Source organism: Nitrospirota bacterium (assembly GCA_030684575.1).
Lineage (GTDB): Bacteria > Nitrospirota > Nitrospiria > Nitrospirales > Nitrospiraceae > Palsa-1315.
This window is the reverse complement of record JAUXVD010000023.1, coordinates 130,237-147,685: the sequence shown is the minus strand read 5'-3', so window position 1 is coordinate 147,685 and position 17,449 is coordinate 130,237. Positions and strand designations below refer to the sequence as shown.

Sequence of the window (17,449 nt, the reverse complement as noted above, 5' to 3'; positions counted from 1 at the left end):
ATCATCCCCTTTCTTTCTCTTCATCACTACGCTCATCCCGCCGATGAACAATTTCGTAGAGCACCGGCAAGACCACCAGAATCAGCACGGCGGCTGTCAGCATGCCGCCGACCACGACTCGTGCAAGCGGTTTCTGCGCCTGCGACCCAATACCGGTTGCCAGCGCGGCCGGCAGCAAACCAATCGCGGCACCCAACGTGGCCATGAGAATCGGTCGCATCTGCACGTCGGCCCCCTTTCGAACAGCCTCCCGAAGGGTCAACCCCGTGCGCCGGAAATCTTCGATCCGTGATATCAACAAAACCCCGCCGAGGATGGCCACCCCGAGCGTCGAAATGACGCCGACCGCGGCAGAGATACTAAAATTCGTATGGGTGGCGACGAGGGACAGTACTCCACCAATCAAAGCAAACGGAACCGTGCTCAAGACCAGGAGCGCATTCTTGACCGAGTCGAACGTGGTGTACAACAGAAATAAAATGATCACCAAACTAATCGGCACCACCATCGCCAATCGCTTCTGTTCATCTTTCAGCTGATCGTATTGACCCGCCCATTCCATCCGATACCGCTCGGGCAGCGTCACCTCTTTAGCCAAAAGGGCTTGCGCCTCCTCCACGGTACTCTGAAGGTCGCGATCACGGACACTGAACTTGATCGGAATATATCGCTCATTATTTTCGCGATAGATAATGAAGGCCCCGGTCTGCGTCGTAATGGATGCCACTTGCTTCAAGGGAACGCGGGCCCCATTCGGCGTACTGACGAGGATATTCCCGATTGCAGCGACATCCTGTCGAAATTCCGGAAGAAAGCGAACCACGAGATCGAATAGGCGCTCTCCTTCATAGACCTGCGTGACCGCCTGCCCCCCGACCGCGGCCTGGACCACGGCGTTGACATCCGACACTTGCAGTCCATACCGCGCGCTTGCCTCACGATCGACCTGAATCAACAGATTCGGTTGTCCCACGAGACGGAAAATTCCCAGGTCTTTGACGCCCCGGACCTTTTGCATCACATGCTCGATCTCGGTGGCCTTGGCCTCCATCGTCTTCAGATCGTTCCCGAAGAGTTTGATGGAGTTCTCTCCCTTGACCCCCGACATCGCCTCTTCCACATTGTCCTGAATCACCTGCGAAAAATTGAAGATGACGCCGGGAATATCTTTCAGCCTCCCCTCGATCTCTTCGATCAGCCCATCTTTGCTCAGGCCGGGGCGCCATTCTTTTTCAGGCTTCAGGTTGGCTAAAAACTCCGCGTTGAAAAAACTCGTGGGATCGGTGCCGTCGTCGGGACGGCCCAACTGCGACACGATGGTCGTGACCTCGGGCGACTCCCGGAACAGGAGGCGAATCTCGCTCGTCAGCTTGGCGGCCTGATCGAAAGAAATATCCACGGGCATCGTGGCACGCACCCAGAGATTCCCCTCTTCCAGCGCCGGCATGAACTCCCCTCCAATGGACTTTAAGGCCACAAAGGTGATGGCGAGAAGTCCCACGCAGGCTCCGACGACCACCGCCCGATGGTCTAACGCAAACCCCAAAATGCCGTTATAGACGCGACGGATTCCCCGGACGATCGCCGTATCCTCCTCGCTGATCGTGCCCTTCAGCAGGAAGGAACAGAGTACGGGAGCCAACGTAAAGGCCATCAAGAGCGCGCCCACCAAAGCGAACCCATAGGTGATCGACATCGGTGCAAAGATCTTCCCCGGCACACCCGTCATCGTAAAGAGCGGAATAAACGCCACCACGATAATCGCCGTAGAGGAGAAGATCGGCTGTCCAACCTGTCGCGCAGCCCTCACGATCTGCTGGTGGACAGTCAACCCTTGGATCTTCCCGTGCGCGAGATGGAAAAAGATGCTCTCCACCATAATCAGCGTGGCATCCACGATAATGCCGAAATCGATGGACCCGAGCGAGATCAAATTCGCCGACTGCCCAATGGACACCATCATGCCAAAGGTAAACAACAAGGAGAGTGGAATAGTTAATGCCACAATCAAGGCCGCGCGCAAATGTCCCAGGAACACGAACAGGATGATAAAGACCAAGACCATGCCGCTGATGAGAATGTCCGTAACCGTCTCCACCGTCGTATGGATCAGGGCCGTACGATCATAGAAGGTTTTAACCTTGACGTTGGCCGGCAGCTTCCACGTATTCAGATCCTCAACTTTTTCTCGCACCTTCTCCAGGACATTGAGCGCCTTATACCCACGTTGGAGCAGCACAACGCCTTCAACCACGTCGTCTCGATCGTCGATACCGACCTTCCCCAATCGAACTTGTGAACCGACCGCGACCGTTCCGAGTGTCTTGACGAAAATCGGTGTCCCATCTTTTTCGGCCACCATGACGTTTTCAATATCCGCGAGTCCGTTAATAAGACCCAATCCTCGGATATTGTAGTTCTGCGCGCCGATCGTCAGATAGTTCCCGCCGACATTGGCATTACTATTGGTCAAGGCCGACATGACCTGAGAGAGGCTGACGCCATAGCTGATCAACCGTCCAGGATCGATATCGACGTGGTATTCCTTGGTCGTTCCCCCGAACGCAGTCACGTCGATGACGCCGGGAATCCGCCGGAACTCCCGACGAACCTGCCAGTCCTGAATCGTTTTCAAGTCGGTGAGTGTGGTCTCACCGGTCCCTGTGAGTTCGTACCGGTAGATTTCGGCAATCGCCCACCAGGGAGAGAGCGACGGCGCCGCGCCGGGAGGCAATTGCACTGAACCCAGCCTGTTCAAGACTTCCTGACGGTCGTGAAATATTTCCGTATCGAAATCGAAATAGATCTTAATGTCGCTCAAGCCAAAGATCGAGAGGGAACGAATGTCCGTGAGGCCGGGCATACCGTTGAGGGCAACTTCAATAGGAATCGAAATTTGGCGTTCGATCTCTTCGGCCGACCACCCGGGATACTGCGTGATCAGCTCGACCATCGGGGGCGAGGGATCCGGATAGGCGACGATATCGAGGATGTGAAAGGCGTAGAGTCCGCCGAAGAAGAGGAGAAAACCCAGCACGCAAACCATGACGCGCTGGACCAGAGAGAGTTCAACAATTCTGGCTATCATGAGGTTCGATTAGATTCCAATTCGAAGGAGGAGAACGGACTCGTGAGGGCTACCCTTTGACTTCCTGCCCCTTGATCAACACGGCGCCTTTAATCACGATGCGCTGGCCCGATGTCAGACCTTCCAAAACCCGCACATGATCCGGTGAAATCGTGTTCACTTTGACTTCACGCTTGGCATACTGGTCGGGACCTTCGAGCACGTACACAAACTGTTTTCCGTCCACTTCCAATACCGCTTCGCGTGGAATCGTCAACAGCGGCGAGGACTCTCCGACCTGGATATGGAGGCGTGCAAACATTTCCGGCTTCAACCGATGGTCCTTATTATTGACCCAGGCGCGGAGCTTAATGGTCCTCGACGTCGTATCGACCACGTCGCCGATGCTGGCTACGGTCGCGGGAAAACTCACGTCAGGGTACGCTTCCACGCTCACCGTCGCAAACTGCCCTTCTTTGACCAGAGCCAGATCCCGTTCATACACATCTGCCACCACCTGCAGCATATCGAGATCCGCTACCGTGAACACGACCTGGCTGGAATCTCCCCCGATCGACTGTCCGGGCGTGACGTTCCGCTCCACGACAATCCCGGTCAAAGGACTCTTCATATCGAATCGGGACGTAATTTTCTGCCGGTCGAGCGGTTTTTCCAATTCCTGGGCAGGAACACGCAGCGATAACAACCGCTCTTTGGCGCGCCGGAATTCAGCGCGCGCCTTGGTCAGCTCATTCTCCGCCTGCTTGAGGTCCTTTAACGGCAAAGCTTTATTCTCATACAGGTCCTTGGCCAAATCACGGGCACGGGTCGCATATTGAAGATCGGAGTCTTCCTTCACGTATTCCGAATAGGCCTGAGCAATTTCCTGGCTGTCTAATACCAGCAACACACTACCCGCCTGCACCCGCTCGCCCAAGTGCGCCCGCACTTCGAGGACGCGCCCTTGGATTGGAGAGGAAATTCTTGAATAATGATCTTCTCCATAAGCGATCTTCCCGGACAAGGTCAAGGCATGAGCCCCCGACCCGACTTCAACGAGAGCCGTTTCTACCCGCGGCTGCACCCCCTGGACTGAACCGGATTTCTGAGGAAGAGGACTTGCGGCGGAGGACGCTGCCGGTGGCTCGCCTCGCCCACAGGCAACAAGGAACAGACAGGTGACGGCGGCAACCGATCGTACTGACAGAAACCGACGAGATGCCTTCATATGCGCAACCATAACCTCAGCTGTCACCAGGGTTCTCACGAGATGATCTCCTGACCCACGGCGCTTTCTAATTGGAACAGCTGGTGCTGATAATTAAACAGCGCCTCGATATAGTTCTGCTGAATAGTCCGTGATGTACGAGCGGCGTCGAGCAAATCGAGAATGGTCGCCCCACCCCGTTCATAGGCCCGCTCAACGATCGTAAAGGTCGAGCGGGCATCCTCCAACACTCCACCGACATAGGCTTCGACCAACCGCCGGCTCTGCAACAGGTTGCGATAGGCGACTTCCACTTCATTCTCGACTAGATTGACCGTCTTATTCAAGTCAGCCTCAGCGGATTGGACCGCGACCTCTGCCTGTCGAATCCCGCCTTGGTTCCGGTTGAATAGCGGTAAGGGGATGCCCACGTTGAGTGCCGCTTGGCCTGGGTTATCAGGGCCCTGGCTTCCCTGAACTGCGTATCCGGCTCCAACCGTCACGTCGGGCACCCGGTAGGCCTTCGCCAGCTTGAGATCGGATTCCCGCTGGGAAAACGTATAGCGTTTGGCGCGAATGTCAGGACGCACATCCAAGGCAGCCACTCGTAATCTCTCGATATCGGGATCGATCCGGCGGAAATCCAGCTCTGTGGTCAATTCCACCATTGTCTTGGGAGAGACCCGCAGCAACTGACGAAGATCACCTCTCGCCGACTCTGCCTCCTGCAACGATTGAATGACCTGCGATTGAAAGTCCACCATCTGCAAGCGAATCCGAATGAGATCGACTTCTGCGATGTACCCTTTTTTGAAACGGATCGTGTTGATGTCGAGGATTCGTGAAAAGCGGTCGCGGTTCTCTTCAGCCAACACCAGCCGACGTTGCGCCAACTGAATCCGATAGTAGGTGTCCTTCACCGTAAACCCGAGTTGCCGCACGGCATCTTCAAAGGCGGCCTCTGCCGATTGGGTGCCGAACCCCGCGCTTTCGATTCGATAGCCCCGTTTACCCGCCAGCTCAAACAACTGCTGTGCCTGGAAACCCAACGAGCTGCTGTTTGAGATCGTTCGACCCTGCGTGAAAGAACCGAGCGACCCAACAGTCAGAACGGGATTCGGGAACAACCGCGCAGTCACTTCTTGCCCTTTGGTATACTCGATCCCGTACTTGGCGATGAGCACATCGAGGTTTTGACTGACGAACACGCCCAGCGCATCGTTCACGCTGAGGCGAAGCACTTTCGCTGCCACAGGCATCTGTTCAGGCATCGAAGACGGCGAGACCGCATCGGCATGAGAGGTGGACATACCCAGAACGCTGATCATTGAGAGGGAGCAGATAAGCGTAAATCGTCGATCCAACAACACAGACAGACTCCTATATTTCTGCAACCAGTGCACACTTCGCTTTAACAGAAGTGTGATTATACAGAGTACCTGGGCCAAAGCAAAGAACCTCTTGATAAATAAGCACTTATTGTCCCTTATCGATCACCCTATGCATTGGCGGGAAAAGGCCATCCCACTAATGCATCTTGAGTTCGGTCCAGGCCCGATCGTACATTCGCAGCGCCGCGCCGACGTCGGTCATCCATTCCAGGCGAGGGAGCAGGTCGAGGGGTGGATAGATGGCGGGGTTATCCAAAATACGTGAGGGTACAAAGGGCCTGGCTGCTTTATTGGCAGAAGCAAACAGCAGACGCTCTGTTGTGCGCGCCGAGACTTGTGGCTCCAAGAGGTAATTAATAAACTGCGTCGCCAGCTTTTTCCTGGGTGAGGACTTCAGCACGACCAGACAGTCCGCCCAGAGAGTCGCACCTTCTTTCGGCACGACATAACGAATCGACGGCCGATCCAGCATCGCCCGGGCAACCGGCCCTCCCCACCCATGCGCCAGCACCACATCGCCCGACGCTAAGAGTTGGTCGTAATGCTCGCTGGCATAGGCTTTCACCAATGGTTTCTGCACCAACAATCGCGCTTTTGCCGCCTCAATCAACGCCGGATCCTTCGTATTCATAGAGGTCCCTATCAACCGGAGGACCGCCCCAAACACTTCCCGCTGATCGTTCAACATGCTGATCTTTCCACTATAGCGGACATCCCACAGCACCGCCCAACTGTCCGGTGGCGGCGAGACGACGGCTGAGTCATACCCGATCCCGACCGTACCCCAGAGATAGGGAATGGCGAACCGTTGCGTCGGATCGAACGGAAGGTGCTGAAGATGGTCTTCTAACGTGGCGGCGTTCGGCAACATCGTGGAGTCGAGTTCGGCAACGAGCCCCTGCTGAATCATGATCGCCGCCATGAAGTCCGACGGCACCGTCACATCGTAGCCTGTCGCGCCGCCCTGAAGCTTGGCTAACAGTTCTTCGTTGCTGCTGAAGGTATCCACCACGACATGCACGCCATGGCGCCGTTCAAACTCAGCCAACAACTCGGGCCCGACGTAATCGGACCAGGTGAAATAGTGGAGCGTCTTCTGCCCTGCATCCCCGGAGGTTCGTTGACAGGCCAGGGTCCCCCAGAGCAGGAGGATCAGCAGGCTGAGGGAAAACCGCATCCCGTTGCTACGCATACATGCCCTATCGTCGTTGTAAGAGAAGGGACAACCCGATCAACCCCATGGACACAATGACGAACAATGCCGACAGGGCGTTGATCTCGGGTGACATGCCTGATTTGATCATCGAATACACTTTCAGCGGCAAGGTCGTCGCCCCGGGACCGGCGGTAAAATAGGTGACGATGAAGTCGTCGAGCGAAATGGTAAAGGCCATGAGCCCTGCCCCTAAAATGGCAGGCCTGAGTAGCGGAATCGTCACATGACGCAACGTATCCCAATAGGAGGCCCCGAGATCCGCTGCGGCTTCCAACAGCCGTGGATCTAATTTTTTGAGACGGGCTCGCACGATGATCATCACGACGGGCACATTAAACAGCGCATGGCCAATCATCACCGTCATCAGACTGAGGGGAATCTGTAGCAGGACGAAGAACAATAACAGCGAGACCCCCATCATAATTTCCGGAATCACCAGCGGCAGCAGCAGCGCCTGTTCAATCTGCTGCTGCCGTCGCCCGGGCAGACCATCCAACCCCACCGCGAGCCCGACACCCAAGATCAGTGCAAGCACCGTCGACACCGCCGCCACCCACAGGCTGTTCGCCGTGGCATCGAGCAGCGCGTGATCCACCCACAACGCGCGATACCATTGCCACGTCCATCCTTGCCAGCTCGCAGACAGTCGCGACGCGTTGAACGAAAACAGGATCAACACGGCGATGGGTCCATACAGGAAGAACAGATTGGCCAGACTCACGCGCCACAACCAGCCCCCAGCCTGTCTCATGACGCATCCTCCTGCCGGGATCCTGGTGTTGCGGTGCGAAGCGACCAGCTCATCATACCCATCACGAACAACATCAACAGCGAAGAGATGGCCGCGCCCAGCGGCCAATCGCGCGCGACCAAAAACTCATGTTGGATGAGATTCCCGACCATCATGCTCCTGGCTCCCCCGAGGAGATCCGGCGTGAGAAAGGCTCCCAGCGAAGGAATAAACACGAGGAGACAACCGGCCATGATCCCTGGCCTGGCAAGCGGCACAATAATTCGCCAGACCATCGCCCATCGCGTGGCGTACAAATCCCAGGCCGCCTCGACCAGCGTTCGGTCCACCCGCTCGAGCGCGACATACAGCGGCAGCACCATAAAGGGGAGATAGCCGTAGACCAGTCCGATCACCACGGCAGTATTGGAATAGAGCAGCTCGATCGGAGTCGCAATCACCCCCAACTTCAGCAGCAGCGTATTCAGGAGACCTTCAGTGCGGAGGATAAACATCCAGGCATAGGTACGAACGAGAAAGTTCGTCCAGAAGGGAATCATGACCAGCAGCAACAAGACCCCCTGCCGTCTCGGCGCCGCCCTCGCGATATAGTAGGCCAAGGGGAAGCCCATGATCAGGCAGAGCAAGGTCGTCACGGCGGCCAAAAGGATCGATTGGCCAAGAATGCGAGCGTACAAAGGATGGAGAAGATCCAGATAGTTCGTCAGGCTGAACGACCAGACAATCCCTCCATAGATTCCCCGTTCGGCAAAACTGATCACCAGGACCAGACCGAGCGGCACCACAAACAACAGACCCATCCAGAGCAGACCTGGTCCGAGCAGCCACCAGGCCGCCAGAGGTCCGGAAGACTCTGCCCGTCCGTCAGGAGGAGAGCTGTTCATTCGCTCAACACCACGGCATCGGAAATCTGCCAACGCACGTGCAGGGTATCGCCCGGCACATGCCCGCTTCGACCGGACTCATCGTTCGGCACCCGCACGTTCCAGACGGCATGCTCGCCCAGCCGCACCAGATAACGTCGATCGCTCCCGCTATAGAGCACCTTGTCGACTGAGGCGGCTAGACTCTGTTCACCGCTCAGCCCCTGCGCGGCGGTCGACAGGCGAAGCCGCTCTGGCCGTATCAGCAACGTGACAGGGCTTCCCACCTGGATAGCCGGATGTATAGGCAGGACAATTTGAATCTCTCCAACGCATTCCGGAGATTGCACGATCGCTCGCTCCCCGTCGATGCGTCGAACGATTCCACGCAGTTCATTCGAGACCCCGATAAACCTGGCCACAAATGCCGAACGTGGCGACTCATACAGATCTTGCGGGCTCCCGACCTGCAGGACCCGCCCCTGATGCATGACCGCCACATGGTCCGACATGGTCAGGGCTTCTTCCTGATGATGGGTGACACACACGAAGGTGCAGGCCGCTCGTGCTTGAATGGATTTCAATTCAACCTGCATCTCTTGTCGGAGCTGTTGGTCCAACGCTGAGAGCGGCTCATCGAGTAACAGGACAGATGGCCGATTCACTAACGCACGGGCCAATGCGACGCGTTGTTGCTCCCCACCCGATAGCTGAGATGGCAGGCGCTCCTCTTTCGATGAAAGCTTCACCATATCCAAGGCGAGACGTACGCGGGACGTAATCTCAGCGCGTGGAACGCCCTGCATCGTGGGGCCGAAGGCCACATTTTCAGCCACCGTCATATGGGGAAAGAGTGCATAGGATTGAAAGACGAGATTCACAGGACGGCGGTTCGGTGGCACCGCCTCCATCGAGCGGCCATCAATGCAAATGGTCCCCTCATCCGGCGTTTCAAATCCTGCGATCATCCGCAACAGGGACGTCTTCCCTGCTCCACTGGGTCCGAGGAGCGAAAAGAATTCCCCTCGCTGCACGGTCAACGACACATGGTCGACCGCAAGCGTCGCACCATGCCGCTTCACCAAAGACGTGATGTCGATACTCGCTGATTGGTCAACCATGCTGATCCATGTGGACATCACCGGCATAAGGGCGAAGCAGCAAGAACGAGGCGGGCAGGGTCTGTTCGCAATGCTGAGAGGAAGGACCCACGAGGAGGAATCGACGGCACAGGATCACCGGCTTAGGAGTCGAGTCATCCTTTGGAACTCGAATCACGGAGATGTTTCCGAACCCGGACTTGCTCATGGTGCTTACGCAACAACTGTCGCCGAATGACTTCGCGATCTTCTGCCACGATGCGCACCAACCGATCGACATCCTCCGCATGCTCACGGACTAATTCCGACAACTTCGCCATTTGGTTTTCAAGATGTTCGAGCCGCGACAACGCATCTTTGCTGCGATCCACGACCGGCTTCTGAACCGACTTCTGCACCGACTTCAGAATCGGTTTCTGTCTCACCAGCGACGTGACCAATACATCCCGCTTCATACGCACTCCTTTGATCGACGAATCACACATCTGCCTAGGCTGTCTCGCGTAGTATCGTCTCAGATCCTCTCGATGTCAACGAGTCTGCTTTCTTTCTATTTCCTCTGCGTCCTGCTACAATTCGCCGCAATGCAGAACATTTTCACCATGGTGCTGGCGGGAGGAAAGGGCGAACGGCTTCAGCCTCTCACCGAACATCGCGCCAAGCCGGCGGTGCCCTTTGGTGGAAAGTATCGCATCATCGATTTCACGCTCAGCAACTGTCTCAATTCCGGACTGCGCAAAGTCGCCGTCCTCATCCAGTACAAGTCCCACTCGCTCGATCGTCACATCCGCACGGGCTGGAACATCTTGAATGCCGAACTCGGCGAATACATCGCCTCGATTCCACCCCAGCAACGGATCAGCGAAGAATGGTATCAAGGCACGGCCGACGCGGTGCACCAAAACCTGTTCCTCCTCGACAACGAACAACCGGACTATGTCCTGATCCTGGCCGGCGACCACATCTACAAAATGGACTATATGGAGATGTTCCATTGGCTCCTCGCCAAAGGCGCCGATGCCGTGGTCGGGGCCATCGATATCCCGATTGAAGAGGCCCATCGCTTCGGGGTGATCGGCGTGGACGAAGACTTCCGGATTACGGACTTCATCGAGAAACCGGCGCATGCGCCGTCGATCCCCAACGATCCAACCAAGGCCTTTGGCTCGATGGGCATCTACCTGTTTCGCACCAAGGTCCTCCGTGAGTACTTGATTGCCGACGCGCAAGAGGGCGGCAGTCACGACTTCGGGAAAAATATTATTCCGCGTATGATTCGCGATCGCCGTGTCTATGCCTACAACTTTGTCGACGCGAACAACAAAGACGTGAAGTATTGGCGCGACATCGGCACCCTGGACGCCTACTGGGAAGCGAACCTGGACCTCGTCTCGGTGGATCCCCAGTTTAATCTCTACGACCAGCAGTGGCCGATTCGCACCTATCAAGGACAATATCCACCTGCCAAATTCGTCTTCGCGCAAGACTATCAAGGCGGCAGAATGGGCGTGGCGTTGGATTCCATCGTCTGCGGCGGCTGCATCGTCTCGGGTGGCCGGGTGCAAAACTCGGTGCTCTCACCAAACGTCCGCGTGCTGGACCATGCCGACGTGCGTGAATCGATCGTCATGGAAAACGTCGTCATCGGCGAACAGAGCCGGATCAAACGGGCCATCATCGATAAGGATGTCGTCATCCCGCCCAATACGGAAATCGGGTACGACCGGGCGGCCGATGCACAGCGATTTACCGTCACCGAATCCGGCCTCGTCGTGATTTCAAAGGGAATGAAACTGCATGCCTCCCTCGATTCATCCAGTTGACCTGATCCTAGCCCTTCGCGAGAAGCACTTGACCCCTGCCATTGTCTTCCTGACGTCGCGCCGAGCGTGCGATGAAGCGATGCAGGCCTTCGACCATAGCCACATTTTTCTTCCGGCGCCTCGTCAAGATGCCATCGCCGCCGTGCTGGACAAGGTGATCGCCCAATATCCCAGCATCGCCGAACATCCGCTCATTCCGACCGTCACACGCATCGGCGTGGCCGCGCACCATGCCGGCCATCTCCCCTCCTGGAAAATTGCGGTCGAGGAACTGATGCGCCATGGCTGTCTCGACGCCGTCTTCGCCACGACCACCTTGGCCGCCGGCGTTGATTTTCCCGCGCGCACCGTCATCATCACACAGTCCAGCATTCGCAAGTCGCGCGACTTCATGGACTTGACGATCGGCGAAGTGCAGCAGATTGCCGGCCGCGCAGGCCGCCGCGGAAAAGATCTCGTGGGCTTCGCCATCGTGACGCCGTCGCCCTACATCGACCTCAACGTGCTGACCAAGGGCTTTACCGGCCATCCGGAAGCGATCAATAGCCAGTTCCTCATCAGCTATCCGATGGTCCTCAATCTGTTGAAGGCGCATCCCCTGGATCAGATTCAATCGATTCTCGCCAAAAGTTTCGCGCAATTTCAGCTCAACCAACGCGCCGAAGTCTTGGAACGAAAACTGGATGACCTGCGCGATCAGATGGAGCCCTTCGGGCCACGCGTCTGCACCGACTGGATCACCGAATGGCAGACCTTCGACCAGGTCCGGCGCCAGAAATCGCACCGGGCTCCCGTCAGAAGGCACGAGCCAGCGGAAGTGGCCGCACGCTTTCACTTTCTCACCCCGGGTCGCGTGGTGGGGTTCGGACGGAGCCGCGGCGTCGTCCTGCGGCAATACCGCAGCAAGGGACAAAAGAGCCCGATGGTCACAGCCCTGCGTCAGGGCGGAGGCATTACCGAATCTCCCTCCTCCACCGTCACCGAAATCTCCGACCGTATCCTCGACTGCGTGGATGCGCCGGTTTATCCCTGGTGCACGCCGGAGAGTGTAGAAGACTTACTCCGGCAACTGGACGAGTTACCGACCAGGCTGCCGGAGCTTCCCATCTTGATTCCAAAAGACGATGAACCGATTCCGGACGCGATCGTACAAACCCTGGGCGACTTTGCCTGCCCGACCTGTCCGTCGCGCGCCGCCTGTCAGAGCGACTATCCCCTTGCCTCCAAACTCCGGCAGGAACAACAGCGCCATATCAAATCGATTCAGGCCCTCCGCACCAGTCTCTGGCATCGCTTCCAGGAGAAGATCGACGTCCTGCAACAGTTCGGGTACCTCTCGCCGACGTCCCGTCTCACCGATGACGGCGAATGGGCCAGACTTATCCGCATCGACCATTCGCTGCTCATCACCGAATTGCTCCGGGCCGATGCCTTCAATGGAGCCGATCCCGCCATGCTGGCCGCCGTCATGTCGAGCATCGCTCATGACGACGATCGCCCCGGCGCCTTTCCTCGCGTCAGTTCAGGATTGGGTTCCTTGCTCGGACAGGTGCGAAAGCTGGCGGTGTCGCTCGCGCCGCATGAAGATCCCCCGCTCCTTCGGGCCGACATTGCCGCGGTGACGGAGCGGTGGATCGGCGATCCCTCGCTCACCTGGATCGGTCTCTGTAAGAGCACCACGATGGCTGAAGGGGATATCTATCGTCTCTTAGCGCGAACGTTGGAGTTTCTCTCGCAACTGCGCACGCTCAAAGGCACTCACCCAGGGTTGGCAGACAGCGCCTCACGAGCGATCGCTGCCCTCCGCCGAGGTGTACTGGAAGAATTACCGTGACGAAAGGGGTATGGGGGCATAGGGGTAAAGGGACACAGGCGGCTTTCTTGCTACCCCAGTACCCCTTCACCCCTTACGACCCCTTCAAACCATGACTACTGAAGAGCTCGAACAACTTCTGGCGCAACAACCGATCGCCCTGCTGCATCGACTTGCGCGCGGGCGAGTGCAACGGCATTTCCGCGCAGGCAAACGTCGCTTGATCGAAGTGTTACTGCGCCACTCTGCTGAGAATCGACCAGGATTCGAGTCCGACCTCCAAACCTTGATCGGTGAGCGAGAGGCCCGTCCGGCTCCAGCCCCACCCCAAGCCCCGGCCGCGCGAAAGCCGAAACCCGCAGCGCAGCCGCGCCGCTCCGGGCATAGACCGGTTGAACCGGAGTCCCAGGAACCGGGCATTACGCTCTCAAGTTGGTTGGAGGGACTGGGAGTGCCGCCGCCGCAAACCTTTGTCCCCGATGCCTGGCAAGAAGACGCCATCGCCAAACTGCGAGAAGGCGACGTCGTCGTGAGCGTCCCGACAGGAAGCGGAAAGACCTACGTCGCGGTCGAAGCGGCCCGACGGGCCATCGCGGAGAATCGGACCGTCATCTATACCTCGCCTCTCAAGGCCCTCTCCAATACCAAGTACACGGAATTTTCAAAAATATTCGGTGCAGACCAGGTCGGCATCCTGACCGGCGATCGGCGAGACAATGGGCAAGCGCCCCTGTTGATTATGACGACGGAGATCTTGCGGAATCTGCTCTACGACGCGGGAGGCGGTGAGATCGATGTGCGGCTCGATACGTTAGGTCTCGTGATTTTGGACGAGTCTCAATATATTGCAGATCCCGAGCGGGGCGTCGTCTGGGAAGAAACGATCATTTTCTGCCCGAGCCAAGCCAAACTGCTCTTGCTCTCTGCGTCGATCGGCAACCCACACGACATTGCCGACTGGCTCACCACGATCAGACCGACTCCCTGCCATCTGATCCGTCACAGCACGCGAACCGTCCCTCTTCGCGCCGGCTACTTGCACCCGAACGGAAAGCTTGCACCGCTCTTCCGCACCGTGGGCATCCCCCACGGTCATCCAGGCCATCTGCACCCGGAAGCCAAGAGGCTCTTTGAGCAGTACGAAGACGAAACCCTGCCGTCAGGGCGCCGCCGCTAGTCGAGTTACGACATTCCTAGAATGTAATATTGAGTCCGGCTGTCAGCCCATGCCGGATAGATTCGAACTGGGTCAAGGGATATTCTGAAGCACCACTCACCCCATGGAACGTCACGTTCCCATCAAGCGTCCTGTTCCACCACACGCGATACCCGATGTTCAGTCCCACGTTCTTGGTAAACATAAACTTGGCGCCCACATCGGCATCCGCTCCAATGCCGAAGCCCAGCATCGAGATGCTCGGGTTTTGCTGAAGTGCACCGACACCAGAAGTTCTCAGGTGATGAATGTCCTTGTTCTCAACGATGCTCACCGGAATAAAGGCAGCAGTTCCCACCAGGCTTAACCGCCGCGTCAACCGATATTCTGTTGAGGCACCTAGCCGGATCGAGTGCCAATTTGTCGTATTGGTAATCACCGTCTGTCCTTGATTACTACTCGTGCCGGCTGCAGCGCAGGTCAAGCCGGGGATCGCACTCGGATTACACACCACCTGTCCAATTCCAACTGCCTGATACTCCGTATGCCAATACTGGTATCCTCCGAATAAGTCCAGATAGCCTCGATGGTTGGCGAATTCTTTTACCCGGCCACCCAGATCGGCGTTGATGTAATACATGTTGTTGCCGGAAATGTTGCTGGTGGTTTTCGAAAATAGCCGTTGCCCTGATCCATAGTCATCGTCCGTCAGCCGGCCACCACCAATGTCCGCAATTCCCACGTTCAGCCGCCCGAATACCCGTGGGGAAAACCAGAGCTTTCCTGTCAGATCGATCACATAGGTACCGACATCTTTGTAGGTCAACTTGGACGTTGGATTCCCCAAACCCGCGACCGAAGAGGCATTGTGAGCCCATGTGGTCTTGCCGACACCCATAAACCAGGTCCCGGCACTCAGCTCGACCTTGGGACGAGATTCCTGAACGAGCTCTTCCCCTGCGCCAACCGAGACCGTTGCGATCGACATCGCTCCGCACAGCACAGCAGCGCAAACCATTTTCCATCCTGCACTCATCGCCTTGCGCCTCCCCGTTGAATCACCACCGTATCCACACAGCGCTGCACCGTATCCGGCATGACCCGTTCGCAAGCAGCCCGGATCTCATCTTCCGCGAATTGCCGCTGAAGATGTATGGCCCACCAGACCAACCACGATCCCAGGAGCACGGCAAACACTGTACCGATCGTCCATTGGATCACGAGCTGAATCCCACCAGAGCAGCCCCTCGGCGTATCCGGCACTTGAATCCCATGTTGCGTACATTGCTGGTCCGACATCGCGTACAGCTTCCCTAGTGAGTTTCGCAGGCCACAGTCCGACGTCATCCTACCTGAGAGAGGAAAATCTGAACATCGTTTTTTCTTTCTTGGCCGACGGGTGCACGGATCCTGACGCATACGGCACGCCTACAACGATATGCAACGAACAACATCGCGAGACAGACTGCTCTCCCCACAGTCGATGAATTGAAGGTGGCACAGTACGATCTCTACATAATATTTCAGGCAACCGTTTCCAGACGCCTCACCCTAAGTCACTAGAAACAGGACTTGTCCTGGTCTTATGCCTCTCTCTTTCTGCAGTGGCACAGCGATTGCTGAACCAACATGTCAAGAAGACTGAACAACCCGGCAGGATGACCCACGTCACCCCGCTCGCGCATTAACACAATACGACGGACGGCACAGCATGTAACACTATAAGACGATGCTCTCTCTCGCGCTCTGGATGCCCATCGCTGCGGTAAGTCTTCTCGATCCATCTGCGCTCTTCGCCTTCTCCTATGCACCCAGTACCCTCACCTTTACGGCGACATCCGGTGGGCCCACCCCACCGGCTCAATCCGTAAGGTTTTCAAAGAGGACGCTCGTGGCCAGGCATTGGACAGTGACGGAAACCTCGCCCTGGCTCGCAGTCTCCCCGGCATCGGGAACCATCTCAAGGGAGCAAGATACGATAACCATGCAAGTGAACCAGCTTGGCCTCTCGGCCGGCACCTACACCAGCACCGTTCAGATCGCCATCGCAGACCGCTATGGCCGCTTCGAGACTGAGTCCGTTACCGTGAGCTTTATCGTCTCCGGCGGCGGGACAACGGCAAGTCCCAGCATCCTTCTGAATCCGGCAAGCCTCAGTTTTTCAGGCACAGCGGGAGGAGCGAATCCCCTGGCAAGAACCATGAACCTGCTCAACCCTACCGGTGGAACGCTCACGTGGAGCATGACGGAATCTGCCGCCTGGTTGGCGCTCAATACCTCGGCTGGCACGACCACCACGGAAACCGATCAGGTAAGTGCGAGTGTGAACATTCAAGGACTAACGGCAGGCACGTACAGCACCGTCATCGCGGTCACCGCTTCAGGGGCCACCAATTCTCCCCAACAGATCCCTGTCTCCCTCACCCTCAGCCAGCCGACCTCGACGACAGGATCCGTTGGTCTCAGCTGGACCGCAAACACAGAACCAGATCTAGCCGGATATAAGGTCTACATCGGGACACAATCACAACTGTACAACCCTCCCATCACACTAGGGTCTGTAGCCGCCTACAATGCCTCAAATCTCACCGTTGGCAGGACGTACTATTTCTGCGTCAGTGCATTCGACAATGTAGGCAATGAAAGCGCCTGCTCCACCGAAGTGAGCAAGCCCCTACTCTAAAGTTTCTACGATCCCTTGACCCGCCAGGCCAGACACCTGTATAACCCCTGTCTGCAGCGTAATCCGACCGCCCTTCATTCTCCGCATGGCTCGATAGAGCGTAACGCGTGGGGCCCGGTGAAACTGTGCTTCTCGTACGCGCCCGTAGCTCAATGGATAGAGCATCTGACTACGGATCAGAAGGCTACAGGTTCAAGTCCTGTCGGGCGCACCACATTACATCTCTTCCCTGCTCTCTCTTCTGACGACAGCAACCAGAGAATCATGCCGTGCTGGAAACGCTTCATAATTCGTGGAGCGTGAGACCTTGCATGACCACACCTGCTCCGAGCATCATGATCACGCCTACAGGGCAGCCCGAAAGCCGGTAGAGACACCA

The 17,449-nt window shown here is 57.0% G+C and carries 14 protein-coding genes and 1 tRNA gene; 5 read left to right on the top strand and 10 right to left on the bottom strand.

Annotated features, from left to right (window positions below; translation table 11 throughout):
- Nucleotide 1: 1 nt before the first annotated feature.
- From Q8N00_17490 to Q8N00_17455, 8 genes are all read right to left on the bottom strand, one after another.
- Complete coding sequence (locus Q8N00_17490; GenBank protein MDP2384578.1) at nucleotides 2-3,088, bottom strand: CusA/CzcA family heavy metal efflux RND transporter; 3,087 nt, start codon at nucleotides 3,086-3,088, stop codon at nucleotides 2-4.
- A 49-nt stretch (nucleotides 3,089-3,137) separates the two neighbouring features.
- On the bottom strand, nucleotides 3,138-4,295 hold the full coding sequence (locus Q8N00_17485) for an efflux RND transporter periplasmic adaptor subunit (GenBank protein ID MDP2384577.1): 1,158 nt from the start codon (nucleotides 4,293-4,295) through the stop codon (nucleotides 3,138-3,140).
- A 35-nt stretch (nucleotides 4,296-4,330) separates the two neighbouring features.
- On the bottom strand, nucleotides 4,331-5,584 hold the full coding sequence (locus Q8N00_17480; protein MDP2384576.1) for a TolC family protein: 1,254 nt from the start codon (nucleotides 5,582-5,584) through the stop codon (nucleotides 4,331-4,333).
- A 217-nt stretch (nucleotides 5,585-5,801) separates the two neighbouring features.
- Nucleotides 5,802-6,857 (bottom strand): spermidine/putrescine ABC transporter substrate-binding protein, encoded by a 1,056-nt coding sequence (locus Q8N00_17475; protein MDP2384575.1) that lies wholly within the window; start codon nucleotides 6,855-6,857, stop codon nucleotides 5,802-5,804.
- A 7-nt stretch (nucleotides 6,858-6,864) separates the two neighbouring features.
- Nucleotides 6,865-7,632, bottom strand: a complete 768-nt coding sequence (locus Q8N00_17470) for an ABC transporter permease (GenBank protein ID MDP2384574.1) — start codon at nucleotides 7,630-7,632, stop codon at nucleotides 6,865-6,867.
- Nucleotides 7,629-8,516: an ABC transporter permease gene (locus Q8N00_17465; protein MDP2384573.1), complete on the bottom strand. Its 888-nt coding sequence runs from the start codon at nucleotides 8,514-8,516 to the stop codon at nucleotides 7,629-7,631. The genes Q8N00_17470 and Q8N00_17465 overlap by 4 nt, the downstream gene beginning before the upstream one ends.
- Nucleotides 8,513-9,616 (bottom strand): ABC transporter ATP-binding protein, encoded by a 1,104-nt coding sequence (locus tag Q8N00_17460; protein MDP2384572.1) that lies wholly within the window; start codon nucleotides 9,614-9,616, stop codon nucleotides 8,513-8,515. Before Q8N00_17460 ends, Q8N00_17465 begins: the two co-directional genes overlap by 4 nt.
- A gap of 134 nt (nucleotides 9,617-9,750) precedes the next feature.
- Nucleotides 9,751-10,050, bottom strand: a complete 300-nt coding sequence (locus tag Q8N00_17455; protein MDP2384571.1) for a hypothetical protein — start codon at nucleotides 10,048-10,050, stop codon at nucleotides 9,751-9,753.
- A gap of 129 nt (nucleotides 10,051-10,179) precedes the next feature.
- On the opposite strand from Q8N00_17455, the gene glgC reads away from it, so the two are divergent.
- The 3 genes from glgC (at nucleotide 10,180) to Q8N00_17440 (ending at nucleotide 14,408) form a co-directional block, all read left to right on the top strand.
- Nucleotides 10,180-11,418: a glucose-1-phosphate adenylyltransferase gene (glgC, locus tag Q8N00_17450; GenBank protein ID MDP2384570.1), complete on the top strand. Its 1,239-nt coding sequence runs from the start codon at nucleotides 10,180-10,182 to the stop codon at nucleotides 11,416-11,418.
- Nucleotides 11,393-13,252, top strand: coding sequence for a hypothetical protein (locus tag Q8N00_17445; GenBank protein MDP2384569.1), 1,860 nt, complete (start codon nucleotides 11,393-11,395; stop codon nucleotides 13,250-13,252). Before glgC ends, Q8N00_17445 begins: the two co-directional genes overlap by 26 nt.
- 91 nt (nucleotides 13,253-13,343) lie before the next feature.
- A complete protein-coding gene (locus tag Q8N00_17440) occupies nucleotides 13,344-14,408 on the top strand; it encodes a DEAD/DEAH box helicase (protein MDP2384568.1) in 1,065 nt (354 codons plus the stop codon).
- A gap of 16 nt (nucleotides 14,409-14,424) precedes the next feature.
- Here Q8N00_17440 and Q8N00_17435 read toward each other — a convergent pair whose 3' ends face one another.
- On the bottom strand, nucleotides 14,425-15,423 hold the full coding sequence (locus Q8N00_17435) for a hypothetical protein (protein MDP2384567.1): 999 nt from the start codon (nucleotides 15,421-15,423) through the stop codon (nucleotides 14,425-14,427).
- The gene (locus Q8N00_17430; GenBank protein ID MDP2384566.1) at nucleotides 15,420-15,686 is read right to left on the bottom strand and encodes a hypothetical protein; all 267 of its coding nucleotides are present in this window, start codon (nucleotides 15,684-15,686) and stop codon (nucleotides 15,420-15,422) included. The genes Q8N00_17435 and Q8N00_17430 overlap by 4 nt, the downstream gene beginning before the upstream one ends.
- A gap of 430 nt (nucleotides 15,687-16,116) precedes the next feature.
- Here Q8N00_17430 and Q8N00_17425 point away from each other — a divergent pair, with 430 nt between their 5' ends.
- Nucleotides 16,117-17,070 carry a fibronectin type III domain-containing protein gene (locus tag Q8N00_17425; GenBank protein MDP2384565.1) on the top strand — a complete coding sequence of 318 codons (954 nt, stop codon included), beginning with the start codon at nucleotides 16,117-16,119 and terminating at the stop codon, nucleotides 17,068-17,070.
- 138 nt (nucleotides 17,071-17,208) lie between these two features.
- A tRNA-Arg gene (locus Q8N00_17420) sits at nucleotides 17,209-17,284 on the top strand.
- Nucleotides 17,285-17,449 lie beyond the last annotated feature (165 nt).